The following is a 13312-nucleotide window of genomic DNA, read 5'->3' as shown; positions in this document are numbered from 1 at the left end:
CGCCTGCATTCTTTTGAGCAGGCGGGCCACGGGCCTCAGCCGAGGTCCGGCCTTCCTCGCGCCCTCTCGTTGTTCAGGAGGGGCATGATTGCCGCATCACCTGGGCCTCATGGGCGGCGGGAAGGCGGCGTCGTGTCTTATGGGATGTCTCGGGCACAGTGTGATGGAAGGCGCCAACCGCAACCTCAGCCGTCGTCCCGGCCTTGCGCCGGGACCCATAACCCCAGGAATTTGTGTGAGGCACGCTGGTGGATCGATTTCGCTTCGCCACCATGGCCGGTGGCCATGGGTCCCGGCGCAAGGCCGGGACGACACCGGTCGTGACGCGCGAGCTCTGGCAAACGAGACATCGACCGGCGCCACCATCGCGGTTCGCCTTACGCTTCCAGCGCCGTCCTGATCATGCGCGCGAGATCGGCGCTGACATACGGCTTTGCCAGCAGCAGCACGTCGGCATCGAGCCGGCCATGATGCACGATCGCGTTCTCGGTGTAGCCAGATGTGTAGAGCACCTTCAGTCCGGGGCGGCGCTTCTCGGCCTCGATGGCGAGCTGCCGGCCGTTCATGCCGCCGGGAATGATGACGTCGGTGAACAGCAGGTCGATGCGTTCCTGGCTGTCGATGATTGTCAGCCCATCGGCGGCATTGCTGGCCGACAGCGTGCGATAGCCGAGACGGCGCACCTGAGCCACGACGTAGTCGCGCACCAGCGCATCGTCCTCGACGATCAGGATGGTCTCGTCGCCGCGCGCGACCGCCGGCCGGCCGGGCTCTGCGGCCGGCGTCTCCGGCAGTCCGGCGGCGCGCGGCAGATAGAGCTTGACCGTCGTGCCGTGGCCTTCCTCGCTGTAGATCTTGACGTGGCCGTTCGATTGCTTGACGAAGCCGTAGACCATGCTCAGCCCGAGGCCCGATCCCTTGCCGACGTCCTTGGTGGTGAAGAACGGCTCGAACACCTTGTCGAGCAGTGGAGCCGGAATGCCCTGGCCGGTGTCGCTGACCGCGATCATGACGTAGCTTCCGGGCTTGGCGTCGCGGTTCAGTTGCGCGTAGTGCTCGTCGAGCGTGACGTTCTTGGTCTCCAGGGTCAGCTTGCCGCCGTCCGGCATCGCGTCGCGCGCATTGAGCGCGAGGTTGAGGATCGCGGTCGACAATTGGCTCGGATCGATCAGCGCCGGCGCGCTGTCATGGGCCAGCATCGATTCGATCTCGATCTGCTCGCCGAGCGTCGGCCGCAGCAGACGGCCGGCCTCGACGATGAGCGCATTGATGTCGGTGGCGCGCGGCTGCAGCGGCTGGCGGCGCGAGAAGGCGAGCAGGTGCCGGGTCAGATCGGCGCCGCGCTCGGCGGCGGCGCTGATCATGCCGGCGATGCCGGCGAGCTGGGGCTTGTCCTTGACTGCATCGGCAAGGATCTCGATCGTCCCGGTGATGACGGTCAGGATGTTGTTGAAGTCGTGCGCGACGCCGCCGGTGAGCTGGCCGATCGCCTCCATCTTCTGCGCCTGACGGACCTGGGCCTCGTTGGCCTCGATTTCCTGGAATCGCCGCACCATCGCTTCCGCGGCGCGGCGCTGCCGGATCTCCTCCTCGAGCTGCGCGTAGGCCTTCTGCAAGGTGATGCGCGTCGGCAGCACCAGAAGCTGCGGCAGCATCTTGATCATGATGACGATGATTCCGATCGAGGTGACGCCGAGAAAGACGTTGATGACGTCCGTGATGGTCGAGGTCGGTACCCAGAGATCGACGATCGCAAGCAGGCGGGTGACCCCGACGACGGCCACGAAGGTCGCAAGCGCCCCGACGATTCCGCGGAACATGACGTCGCGCCAGCGCCGCCGCAGGAACGTGCCGACGACGAAGGCGATGGTGAAGAAGGCGCTGGCGATCAGTCCGTTGGATACGACCTGCAGCCATGCCCATACCGGCGCTCCCTGCAGACCCGCCGCTTGCACCGTCAACGTCGGCATATGCAAATCATCCTCAACAACGCAGCGCGCCAAATCCGGGGGCGGCCCGGCCGGTCGTCGTCGCAACCCGAACGGATCATTCAGCTTTTCGTCTCCGGCGCAAGGGCAATGGCGGCTTCGACGCGCATCGCGGCAGGGCGCCCTCGCCGCGAATGCCGCTCCGCCGCGCGGCGTCAAAAGCCTGCCACACATCCTTTACCGCCCGGTCACGCGGTTGTTAACGCGCCGACCTAAGCCGCTCGACACCGTCATCACCATGGGGAATGAACGAGATGTCGAACACGATCGCGCACAACCGGCGCGAGTTCCTGCGGCTGCTCGGAGCGTCGGCTGCGACCGCCGCCCTCGGCCAGAGCATCGAGCGCGCGCATGCCATTCCGGCGTTCAACCGCCACGGCAGCATCGAGGACGTCAAGCACATCGTGGTGCTGATGCAGGAGAACCGCGCCTTCGATCATTATTTCGGCGCGATGCGCGGCGTCCGCGGCTTCAACGATCCGCGCGCCGTGAAGCTGCCGAATGGCAATCCGGTGTGGCAGCAGCCGAACGGCGCGGGGGCAGTGATGCCGTTCCGCGTCGACAATGCCGGCCAGGTCTATGTCGAGGACGTCGCCCATGGCTGGAACGACGGCCAGAAGGCCTGGAACAACGGCAACTACGACAAGTGGATCGCCAACAAGGGCACCACGACCATGACCTGCTTGAACCGGCAGGATCTGCCCTGGCACTATGCGCTGGCCGACGCCTTCACGGTGTGCGATTCCTATTTCTGCTCGGTGATGGGCCCGACCGATCCGAATCGCTACTACTTGTGGACCGGTTGGGACGGCAACGACGGCAAGGGCGGCGGCCCGGTCATCACCAATGCGGAAGCCGGCTACGACTGGACCACGTTTCCGGAGCGGCTGGAGAAGGCCGGCATCTCCTGGAAGGTCTACCAGGACATCGGTCTCGGCCTGACGGCGGAAGGCTCCTGGGGCTGGACCCAGAATCCGTGGATCGGCAATTACGGCGACAACTCGCTGCTGTATTTCCACCAGTATCAGAATTCGCAAGCAGGCAGCCCGCTGTACGAGAAGGCGCTGCGCGGCAGCAACATCGCCAATGGCGGCACGTTCGAGAATCTGTTCGACGGGCTGCGCAACGACGTCCGCAACGGCACCCTGCCGCAGGTGTCGTGGATCGCAGCACCGGAGGCGTTCAGCGAGCATCCGAACTGGCTGCCCGGGCCGGGCGCCTGGTACATCTCCAAGGTGCTCGACATCCTGACGGCGAACCCGGAGCTGTGGAGCAAGACCGCGCTGATCATCAACTACGACGAGGGCGGCGGATTCTTCGACCACGTCGTCGGCCCGTATCCGGCGATGTCGCAGGCATGGGGCCAGTCGACCGTCGATGTGAGCACGGACCTCTTCGCTGGCGACGGAAGCCACGTTGCCGGCCCCTACGGACTAGGCGTCCGCGTGCCGATGCTGGTGGTGTCGCCGTGGTCGCGCGGCGGCTTCGTGTGCTCGGAAGTGTTCGACCACACGTCTGTGATCCGCTTCATCGAGCGCCGCTTCCATCACAAGGCGCCCGATCTGTTCGAGAGCAACATCCCGGCGTGGCGGCGCGCGGTGTGCGGCGATCTCACCTCGGCGTTCAACTTCACTTCGCCCAACGAAGGCATGGCGCCGCTGCCGAGCACGGCCGGCTACAAGCCGCCGGCCGCCGACATCACCTCCGGTGCCCGCTTCGACGACTATCATCCGGTGCCGCCGGCCAAGCAGGTGTTGCCGCAGCAGGAGCCGGGCATTCGCCCGGCGCGCCCGCTGCCCTACGATCTCAGGGTCGATGGCGACGCCGATGCTGCGCACAAGACGTTCGCGATCCGCTTCGCCAATCCGGGGCAGGCGGGCGCCTGCTTCCACGCCCGCTCCGGCAACACCGCGACCGGTCCGTGGAGCTACACCGTCGAAGCCGGGAAATCGCTGCACGGCGTGTGGGACCTCGCGGCCAGCGCCGGCCAGTACGATCTGTCGGTGTACGGCCCGAACGGCTTCTTCCGCCACTTCAAGGGCGGCGTCGCCACCACCGCCGCACTGGTCGACGTCGATACGGTCCATCTCTGTGATTGGGACGATGGTGACGATTCGCGCAGCCTTGCGATCGCGCTCACCAACAAGGGGGCGAGCTGTGTCGTGACGCTGGCCGACAACTATACGGGACGCAGCGAGCGGCACCGCCTGCAGCGTGGCCAGCGGCTGGAGACGCGGGTTCGCCTGCAGCAGACCCATGGCTGGTACGACCTGACGGTCACGACGGACAGCGATGCCAACTTCAACTGGCAGCTCGCGGGTCACGTCGAGAACGGCCGGCCCAGCATCAGCGACCCGGCGATGGGCAGGATCGCCGCGACCTGATCGCGAACGATATCGGGATGCGCCCGGAGCGATTTGGGCGCATCCTCAAGATGACGAGGTGACGAGACCTTCGGGGGCTGCGTCGTCGGCATTGGGATCGCCGGGCGCCGTCGCCCAGGCAAGTTCGACCAGGGTGACGATGCGGCGGCCGGCGCCGTCGAGCTGGCACACGATGAGGCCCTGGTCCTCGATATAGGTCAGCAGGCGCTGCGCACGGCGCAGCGAATGCGAGCCATAGGCGCGGGCGATCGCCGCATCGCTCGGGCAGGGGCGGCCGTCCTTGGCGGCGCGGGCGATCATCATGAACACGCCCTGCATGTCCTCAGGCAGCAGCGAGGCGCGCAGCCTGACGTCCTGCCAGCCGGCATCGTCGGCCGTCTCGTCGCCGCCGAGCCCGGCGCGGGCGCGGGTCAGCATGCGGCGGAACTCGTTGAGGTCGGGCACGGCCGTGCCCAGCCCCTCGATGCGGCAGCGGACGACGAATTCCTGGTAGAGCACGCCGACGGCGCGGAAGCCGGCGTCGGGCTCGGCCAAGACCGCGCGCAGCACGCGCTCGACGCGGGCTTTGCGTTCGGCGAGCTCCTCCTCGCTGACGGCGGGTGCTGGCGGTTCGGGGCGCAGCTCGAGCGCGGCGGACTTCGCCGCCATGAGCTGGTCGAGCAGCTCCGGTTGCGGCTTGCGCTGCGGCCGCGCGTTGGTCTCGGGCGGCGGTGCGGCGAGAATCACCGCGCGGGCGTCCTCGAGCGAAGCCTCCGGCAGCGGCATCAGCCGCGGCGTTGCATTGCGCGGCTTGGTATCGGTCGGGCCGATGCGCAGGCCGAGTGGACGGCGCGACAGCGCGGGGCCGAGCGCCATGAACTGGCCGCGCTCGAGATCGCGGAACGCCTCGGCCTGGCGCCGCTCCATGCCGAGCAGGTCGGCGGCGCGGGCCATGTCGATGTCGAGGAAGGTGCGGCCCATCAGGAAGTTCGAGGCCTCGGCCGCGACATTCTTGGCGAGCTTCGCCAGTCGTTGCGTCGCGATCACGCCCGCCAGCCCACGCTTGCGGCCGCGGCACATCAGGTTGGTCATCGCGCCGAGCGAGGCCTTGCGGGCCTCGTCGGAGACTTCGCCCGCGACGGCCGGTGCGAACAGCTGGGCTTCGTCGACCACGACCAGCATCGGGTACCAGTGGTCGCGGGAGATCTCGAACAGGCCGTTGAGAAAGGCGGCCGCGCGCCGCATCTGATTCTCGGCGTCGAGGCCTTCGAGGTTGAGCACCGTCGAGACGCGATGCATCCGCGCCCGTTCGCCGGCGACCTGCAGCGCGCGCTCGGTGTGGTCCTCGGCCGCGATCACGAGATGGCCGAATCGCTCGGCCAGCGTGACGAAGTCGCCCTCCGGGTCGATGATCGTCTGCTGCACCCAGGGCGCGCTCTGCTCCAGCAGGCGGCGCAGGAGATGCGACTTGCCGGAGCCGGAATTGCCCTGCACCAGGAGCCGGGTCGCCAGCAGTTCCTCGAGGTCCAGGGCCGCAGGCGATCCCGCCGCCGTCTGCCCCATCTCGATTGCAACCGTCATGTGCCCCGACTCAAGCCCGCTTCACGCAGAGGCTGGCGCTTAACAAGCGCGGGCGCGCACGTCGAGCGTTTGCAATGGACTGTCCCAGATTGCGGGATGGGCTGTGGATGGTTCGCAGATGGAACCCGATCGCGGGCTGCCCAGTTCCCTGTCGACGCGCCTCTTGCCGTGAGGGCCGGCGCTTGGGCCCGCGCGCATTTGACGGTACTGTGCGGCGAAAAAGGGGCCAGGAGTGAACGAGCATTCGGATGCCGGTCACGCGACGTTCAAGGCGTTCGCGCGCGGAGCCGACTTCCTGCAGGGTGGCGGGGAGATGGGGGCGCTCATGCGCATCCATGATTGGTCGCGGACGCCGTTGGGGCCGCCCGAGAGCTGGCCTCAGTCCTTGCGCACTTCGATCAGCACCTGCCTGGACTGCGCGTTCCCGATCCTGATCTGGTGGGGCCCGGAGCTCGTCATGCTCTACAATGACGAGTATCGCCTGATCCTCGGCTCGCAGAAGCATCCCGCGGCGCTGGGGGCGCCAGGGCGCGCGGTATGGTCCGAGATCTGGGAGGTCATCGGCCCGATGCTGCGGCACGTCGTTAGGCTTGGCGAAGCGACCCGCTCACGCGACATGCGGCTGTTCATCGACCGCCACGGCTACTTGGAGGAGACCTATTTTTCGTTCTCCTATTCGCCGATTCGCGATGAGACCGGCGGCGTCGGCGGCGTCTTCACCCCCGTCATCGAGACGACGGCCCGGGTCGTGGGCGAGCGCCGTATGCGGACCTTGCGCGATCTCGCCGCGCGCGGCCGTGCCGACAGTCTGGCGCATGCTTGTCGCGAAGCCACCGACGTCCTCGCCGAGAATCCGCATGATGTCCCGTTTGCGCTGATCTACCAACTCAGCGAGGATCAGCGATCGGCACGGTTGTTGAGCGCCGCGGGGGGGCACCCGGACAGCGCCATCGCGCCGGCGCAGATTGCCCTCGACAGTGACGGGCTGTGGCCGATCCGAGCGGCGGCGCGCGCGGTGGCGCCGATTCGCGTCGTGCTGGATCGTGCGAAATTTGCCGGCGTGCCGACCGGCGCATGGCCCGAGCCGCCACAGCTGGCGCTGGTGCTGCCGGTTGCGACGGGCCGGGAGCAGGCGACGGCGATCCTGATCTGTGGCGTCAATCCGCGCCGCGCCCTCGATGCCGAGCACCAGGGCTTCTTCGATCTGATGGCCGCTCAGCTCGGCAGCTCCTTTGCGGAGACGCTGGCCTATGAACAGGAGCGGCGCCGCGCAGAGGCGCTCGCCGAGATCGATCGGGCCAAGACCGCGTTCTTCACCAATGTCAGCCACGAATTCCGTACGCCGCTGACGCTGATGCTCGGTCCGCTCGAAGATGTCCTGCTGCGGTCGCAGGCCTTGCCGCCTGCGGATCGCGACCGGCTGGAGATCGCCGAGCGCAATGTCTTGCGGCTGCTCAAGCTGGTCAACACGCTGCTGGATTTCTCGCGGATCGAGGCCGGCAGGATGCAGGCGGTCTACGCGCCGGTCGATCTCGCGAGCCTGACCGCGGAGATCGCCAGCACCTTCCGCTCGGCGATCGAGGCCGCCGGTCTCAGGCTGATGGTGGATTGCCCGCCGCTGCCGGAGCCGGCCTATGTCGATCCCGAAATGTGGGAGAAGATCGTCCTCAACCTGCTGTCCAACGCGTTCAAATTCACCTTTGCGGGCGACATCGAGGTCCGGGTCGTCACCTGCGATCGTCATTTCGAACTGAGCGTGAAGGACACCGGGACCGGCATCCCGCAGCACGAGCTGCCGCGGCTGTTCGAGCGTTTCCATCGCGTCGCCGGCGCGTACGGCCGCACCCATGAAGGCTCGGGCATCGGGCTCGCGCTGGTGCATGAGCTCGCCAAGCTGCACGGCGGATCCGTCGCAGCGACCAGCGAAGCCGGGCAGGGCAGCACGTTCGCGGTCAGGATTCCCAGGGGACGAAGTCATCTGCCGTTCGACCAGGTCGACGCGGCGCCAGCGCAGGAACCGATCCTTCGCGGTGCGCGGCCCTTCATCGAGGAGGCGTTGCGCTGGCTGCCGGATCCGCCGCCGCTCGACGCGCATGCCGTTCCGGACATCGACATCACCACCCCCTCAGCCGGCAGGGCCGGGCCGCGCCCCCGTATCCTGCTGGCCGACGACAATGCCGATATGCGCGACTATGTCCGCCGCCTGCTCGCCTCGCGCTACGATGTCGAGACCGTCGCCGATGGCGAAGCCGCGCTCGCGGCCATCGCCCGCGACAAGCCCGACCTCGTTCTGTCTGATGTGATGATGCCGCGCATCGACGGCATGCAGTTGCTTGCGCGGCTGCGCGCCGATGAACGGGTCGGCACTATCCCGGTGATCCTGGTGTCGGCCCGGGCCGGAGAAGAGAGCCGCGTCGAAGGCATGGAGGCCGGTGCGGATGACTATCTCATCAAGCCGTTCAGTGCGCGTGAACTGCTGGCGCGCGTCGAGGCGCATCTCAAGATGGCCCGTCTGCGTGCCGAAGCGACGGAGCGGCTGCGCGCCAGCGAGGAGCGCTATCGCGCTTTCGTAACCGCGAGTTCCGACGTCATCTATCGCATGAGCCCCGACTGGCGGGAGATGCGCCAGTTGCAGGGCAAGGACTTCATCGCCGATACAATGAACCCGAGCCAAGGCTGGCTCGCGAAATACATTCATCCGGACGATCAGGCGCAGGTGACTGCGGCGATCAGCAGGGCGGTCGCGACGAAGGGCATGTTTGAGCTGGAGCACCGTATCATCCGGATCGATGGCAGCCTCGGTTGGATCCATTCGCGCGCCATCCCCATTCTCGGGCGTGACGGCGAGATCATCGAGTGGTTCGGGACGGCGCGCGACATCTCCGAGCAGAACAAGGCCGAACGGGAGTTGCGCAAGAGCGAGGAGCGCCTGCGCAGCGCGGTCGAGGTCGGTCGGCTCGGCCTGTGGGACTGGAACGTCGCGACCGGCGAGGTCTACTGGTCGGACGAGCACTTCCGCATGGAAGGCTATGGCGTTGGCGAACTGACTCCGAGCTACGAGGCCTGGGCGGCGCGCATCCATCCCGACGATCGTCCCGCAGCCGAAGCCGCGCTTCACCGCGCGATGGAGGCGCACCAAGAGTATGTCAGCGAGTTTCGCGTGGTGCATCCGGGGGGCGCAATTCGCTACCTCTACGGCCGTGGGCGCTTCTTCTATGACGACGCGGGACGACCGATCCGCATGACCGGCGCCATGGTCGACGTGACCGAGCGGCGTGAATGGGAGGAGCGGCAGAAGGTGCTGGTGGCCGAACTGCAGCATCGCACCCGCAACCTGCTGGGCGTGGTCAGCTCGATGGCCGACAAGACGGCGCGCGCCAGCACCGATCTCGGCGATTTTCGAGCTCGCTTCCGTGATCGGCTGGATACGCTGTCACGCGCCCAGGGCCTGCTGTCCCGCCTCAAGGAGCATGATCGCGTCACCTTCGACGATCTGATCCGTAGCGAGCTGTGGGCTGTCGCCGGCGGTTCGGAGCGCATCGGGCTGTCGGGGCCGTCCGGCGTAAGGCTGCGGTCGTCGACCGTTCAGACCCTTGCCATGGCGCTGCACGAGCTCGCCACCAACGCGGTCAAGTATGGCGCGCTGGCGCAGCCGTCGGGCCGGCTCTGCGTGGTCTGGTCGCTCGAGCGCGAAGGCGCGGAGGGACAGCCCTGGCTGCATATCGAGTGGCGCGAAAGCGGCGTCGACATGCCGCCGCCAGACACGATGCCCAGCGGCACGGGGCAGGGGCGCGAGCTGATCGAACAGGCCTTGCCCTATCAGCTCAGCGCGAGGACCTCGTACGCCTTCGAATCCGACGGTGTCCGTTGCACGATATCGATTCCCGTTTCGCTCACCACACTGGAGCTCGAGGATCATGCCTGAACGCTCGCTTCGCGACCGTCATATCCTCATCGTCGAGGACGAGTACATGCTTGCCGATGAGCTGCGCTGCGCCTTCGGCGACGCCGGCGGCACGATCCTGGGCCCGGTCGGAACCGTCCCCGACGCGCTCGCCTTGATCAAACGCGAGGGGCGGATCGAAGGCGCCGTTCTCGACGTGAATCTGCGCGGCGACATGGCGTTTCCGGTTGCCGATCTGCTAGTCGAACGCGGCGTGCCCTTCGTCTTCACCACCGGCTATGACGAATCGGTCATCCCGGACCGCTTCTCGAAGATCCTCCGCTGCGAGAAGCCGATTGCCGTCGACGGGATCATGCGCGCGCTCGGACGCCTGATCAAGAAGACGGCGCCGCAATGACGCGCCGGTCGGATGGAGCTGGGCGCCTCACACCTCGCGCCGGCTGAGGAAGGCGAGCCGCTCGAACAGGTGGACGTCCTGCTCGTTCTTGAGCAGCGCACCGTGCAGCGGCGGGATCAGCTTGCGCGGGTCGCGCTCGCGCAGCTGCTCAGGACCGATGTCCTCGTTGAGCAGCAGCTTGAGCCAGTCGAGCAGCTCGGAGGTCGACGGCTTCTTCTTCAGGCCGGGCACGTCGCGGACCTCGAAGAAGATGCGCAGGGCCTCCTCGACCAGTCGCTTCTTGATGTTCGGGAAGTGCACGTCGACGATGCGGCCCATCGTATCCGGATCGGGGAACTTGATGTAGTGGAAGAAGCAGCGGCGCAGGAACGCATCCGGCAACTCCTTCTCGTTGTTGGACGTGATGATGACGATCGGGCGCAGCTTCGCCTTGATGGTCTCGTTGGTCTCGTAGACGTGGAATTCCATCCGGTCGAGCTCGAGCAGCAGGTCGTTCGGAAACTCGATGTCGGCCTTGTCGATCTCGTCGATCAAGAGCACCGGTCGCTGCTCGGCCGTGAAGGCCTCCCACAGCTTGCCGCGCTTGATGTAGTTCTTGATGTCGGACACCCTGGAGTCGCCGAGCTGGCTGTCGCGTAGCCGCGAGACGGCGTCGTATTCGTAAAGGCCCTGCTGCGCCTTGGTGGTCGACTTGATGTGCCAGGTGAGCAGCGGCGCGTTGACGGCCTTGGCGACTTCCTCGGCCAGCACGGTCTTGCCCGTCCCCGGCTCGCCCTTCACCAGCAGCGGGCGCTCGAGCACGATCGCCGCATTGACGGCCACTTTGAGGTCGTCGGTGGCGACGTAGTCCTGGGTGCCGGTAAATTTCATTGCGTCTCGCTCATCGTTCGAACTTGTGTTGAGTGGCTACACAGCGGCAACGCCGCTGCGGCCTTAAGATGATGGCTGCCATCGGAAGCAGAAATAATCAAGCGCGCCTGATCAATGAGAGGATCACGAGCACGATGACGGCGCCGATCGTGGCGTCCAGGATCGCCCCCAGCGTGCCGCTGGCGAGCGCAATGTGCAGGGCCGGCAGCACGTAGCTTGCGACCAGCGCGCCGATGATGCCGATGACCATGTTGCCGATCAGGCCGAAACCTGCGCCGCGCACGATCAGCCCCGCCAGCCAGCCCGCGACGGCGCCGATGATCAGTGCTGCAATAATACCCATCAAAGCCCCCATTCCACCTGTTGTTCCAGGGATTGTAGAGCAAAATGCCGGCGGGTCCAGCGTGGGGCGTGGAGCGGCCCTTGACGCGCCCTCCCAGCCGCGCGATCTAATGGGCATGTTCCTGCAATTCTTCACAGCGCTGCGCGATGCGCAGGTCCCGGTCTCCTTGCGTGAATATCTCACGCTGATGGAGGCCGTCGACGCCGACCTCGCCGAGCATTCGGTCGAGAACTTCTACTATCTCTCGCGCACCGCGCTGGTGAAGGACGAGCGCAATCTCGACAAGTTCGATCGCGTATTCGGCACCGTGTTCAAGGGGCTGGAGAACCTGCTCGACGCGATGGAGAAGGCCGAGATTCCCGAGGAATGGCTGAGGAAGCTGGCCGAGAAATACCTCACCGAGGAGGAGAAGAAAGAGATCGAGGCCATGGGCTGGGACAAGCTCATGGAGACCTTGAAGAAGCGCCTGGAGGAGCAGAAGGGCCGCCATCAGGGCGGCAACAAGTGGATCGGCACCGCCGGCACCTCGCCGTTCGGCGCCTATGGCTACAACCCCGAAAGCGTCCGCATCGGCCAGGAGAAGAACCGCAACAACCGCGCCGTGAAGGTGTGGGACCGGCGCGAGTTCAAGGATCTCGACGGCAATGTCGAACTCGGCATCCGCAACATCAAGGTGGCGCTGCGCCGGCTGCGCAAGTTCGCCCGCACCGGTGCGCCCGACGAGCTCGATCTGGACACCACGATCCGCGAAACCGCGAACCACGGCTATCTCGACGTGCACATGCGTCCCGAGCGGCGCAATGCGGTGAAGGTGCTGGTGTTCTTCGACATCGGCGGCTCGATGGATTCCCACGTCGCGCAGGTCGAGGAGCTGTTCTCGGCCGCCAAGAGCGAATTCAAGCACATGGAATATTTCTACTTCCACAACTGCCTCTACGAGGGCGTGTGGAAGCAGAACAAGCGGCGTTTCACCGACCGCACGCCGACCTGGGACGTGCTGCACAAGTACCCGCACGACTACAAGGTCGTGTTTGTCGGCGATGCCTCGATGTCGCCTTATGAGATCATGGTGCCCGGCGGTTCGGTCGAGCACGTCAACGAGGAGCCGGGCTCGGTGTGGCTCGACCGCGTCATCCGCACCTATCCACACGCGGTATGGCTCAATCCGGTGGCGCAGAAGCATTGGGACTATTCGGAGTCCACCACCATCATTCGCCGCATCTTCTCCGAGCGCATGTATCCGATCACGATTGAGGGATTGGAAGCGGCGATTAAGGAGCTGGTCCGGTAGGCAGTCCCGTCATTCCGGGCGGTTCGGTCCTGACCGACCACCCCGAATGACGAGGTCGAAACGGCGCCGCGCGACGGCTGGACACGACGAAGGAAGAAGGCATGCCCCAGACCATCACGCGCGGCATCAAGGCGCTGCTCGATGAAGCCAACGCCGAGATCGAGACGCTCTCGGCGGCTGAGGCGATCGCGGCGGCGAAGCGCGACGATGTCGTGATCGTCGATATCAGGGATCCCCGGGAGATCGAGCGCGAGGGCAGGATTCCCGGCGCGTTCTCGTGCACCCGCGGCATGCTGGAGTTCTGGATCGACCCGCAGAGCCCCTACGCCAAGCCGATCTTTCAGCAGGACAAGACGTTCATCTTTCATTGCGCCGGTGGCCTGCGCTCGGCGCTCGCGGCCAAGACCGCACAGGACATGGGTCTGACGCCGGTCGCCCATATCGGCGGCGGCTTCGCGGCGTGGCGCGACGCCGGCGGGCCGGTCGAGGCCTGGGCGCCGAAGAAGAAGGATTGATCGCTGCCCATCCCGCGCGGACTTGACCCGCGTGTCCATCGCTTCGACAAGGTGGATCGC

Annotated in this window: 9 protein-coding genes; 5 read left to right on the top strand and 4 right to left on the bottom strand. The window is 66.3% G+C overall.

The features are described 5' to 3' along the window. Positions 1 to 377 precede the first annotated feature (377 nt). On the bottom strand, positions 378 to 1970 hold the full coding sequence (locus QW863_RS31110; RefSeq protein ID WP_315717857.1) for an ATP-binding protein: 1593 nt from the start codon (positions 1968 to 1970) through the stop codon (positions 378 to 380). A 272-nt stretch (positions 1971 to 2242) separates the two neighbouring features. Here QW863_RS31110 and QW863_RS31105 point away from each other — a divergent pair, with 272 nt between their 5' ends. Beyond that, on the top strand, positions 2243 to 4372 hold the full coding sequence (locus tag QW863_RS31105; RefSeq protein WP_315717856.1) for a phosphocholine-specific phospholipase C: 2130 nt from the start codon (positions 2243 to 2245) through the stop codon (positions 4370 to 4372). Between the two features lie 45 nt (positions 4373 to 4417). On the opposite strand, the gene QW863_RS31100 is transcribed toward QW863_RS31105, so the two are convergent. Further along, entirely contained in the window at positions 4418 to 5932 is a 1515-nt protein-coding gene (locus tag QW863_RS31100; protein ID WP_315717855.1) for an ATP-binding protein, read from the bottom strand. A gap of 232 nt (positions 5933 to 6164) precedes the next feature. On the opposite strand from QW863_RS31100, the gene QW863_RS31095 reads away from it, so the two are divergent. Together QW863_RS31095 and QW863_RS31090 are read left to right on the top strand one after the other, a co-directional pair. Continuing rightward, on the top strand, positions 6165 to 9857 hold the full coding sequence (locus QW863_RS31095) for a PAS domain-containing protein (protein WP_315750237.1): 3693 nt from the start codon (positions 6165 to 6167) through the stop codon (positions 9855 to 9857). Further along, positions 9850 to 10233, top strand: a complete 384-nt coding sequence (locus QW863_RS31090; RefSeq protein ID WP_315717853.1) for a response regulator — start codon at positions 9850 to 9852, stop codon at positions 10231 to 10233. The genes QW863_RS31095 and QW863_RS31090 overlap by 8 nt, the downstream gene beginning before the upstream one ends. A 27-nt stretch (positions 10234 to 10260) precedes the next feature. Here the strand turns inward: QW863_RS31090 and QW863_RS31085 are convergent, their stop codons facing one another. Both QW863_RS31085 and QW863_RS31080 read right to left on the bottom strand, forming a co-directional pair. Then, a complete protein-coding gene (locus QW863_RS31085; protein WP_315717852.1) occupies positions 10261 to 11103 on the bottom strand; it encodes a MoxR family ATPase in 843 nt (280 codons plus the stop codon). 97 nt (positions 11104 to 11200) lie between these two features. Further along, positions 11201 to 11446, bottom strand: coding sequence for a GlsB/YeaQ/YmgE family stress response membrane protein (locus QW863_RS31080; protein WP_315717851.1), 246 nt, complete (start codon positions 11444 to 11446; stop codon positions 11201 to 11203). Positions 11447 to 11561: 115 nt separating this feature from the next. On the opposite strand from QW863_RS31080, the gene QW863_RS31075 reads away from it, so the two are divergent. After that, the gene (locus QW863_RS31075; RefSeq protein WP_315717850.1) at positions 11562 to 12737 is read left to right on the top strand and encodes a VWA domain-containing protein; all 1176 of its coding nucleotides are present in this window, start codon (positions 11562 to 11564) and stop codon (positions 12735 to 12737) included. Between the two features lie 101 nt (positions 12738 to 12838). After that, positions 12839 to 13252, top strand: coding sequence for a rhodanese-like domain-containing protein (locus tag QW863_RS31070; protein ID WP_315717849.1), 414 nt, complete (start codon positions 12839 to 12841; stop codon positions 13250 to 13252). The last annotated feature ends 60 nt before the right edge of the window (positions 13253 to 13312 follow it).

The sequence above is a fragment of the Bradyrhizobium sp. SZCCHNR1017 genome (genome assembly GCF_032381375.1).
Taxonomy (GTDB): Bacteria; Pseudomonadota; Alphaproteobacteria; order Rhizobiales; family Xanthobacteraceae; genus Bradyrhizobium.
Note: the sequence above shows the minus strand (reverse complement) of the source record. Positions and strands in the feature narration are given on the sequence as shown.

Coding starts and splice junctions, on each gene's coding strand:
- QW863_RS31110 (WP_315717857.1), bottom strand. CDS start 1,970: ATGCCGACGTTGACGGTGCAAGCGGCGGGTCTGCAGGGAGCGCCGGTA.
- QW863_RS31105 (WP_315717856.1), top strand. CDS start 2,243: ATGTCGAACACGATCGCGCACAACCGGCGCGAGTTCCTGCGGCTGCTC.
- QW863_RS31100 (WP_315717855.1), bottom strand. CDS start 5,932: ATGACGGTTGCAATCGAGATGGGGCAGACGGCGGCGGGATCGCCTGCG.
- QW863_RS31090 (WP_315717853.1), top strand. CDS start 9,850: ATGCCTGAACGCTCGCTTCGCGACCGTCATATCCTCATCGTCGAGGAC.
- QW863_RS31085 (WP_315717852.1), bottom strand. CDS start 11,103: ATGAAATTTACCGGCACCCAGGACTACGTCGCCACCGACGACCTCAAA.
- QW863_RS31080 (WP_315717851.1), bottom strand. CDS start 11,446: ATGGGTATTATTGCAGCACTGATCATCGGCGCCGTCGCGGGCTGGCTG.
- QW863_RS31075 (WP_315717850.1), top strand. CDS start 11,562: ATGTTCCTGCAATTCTTCACAGCGCTGCGCGATGCGCAGGTCCCGGTC.
- QW863_RS31070 (WP_315717849.1), top strand. CDS start 12,839: ATGCCCCAGACCATCACGCGCGGCATCAAGGCGCTGCTCGATGAAGCC.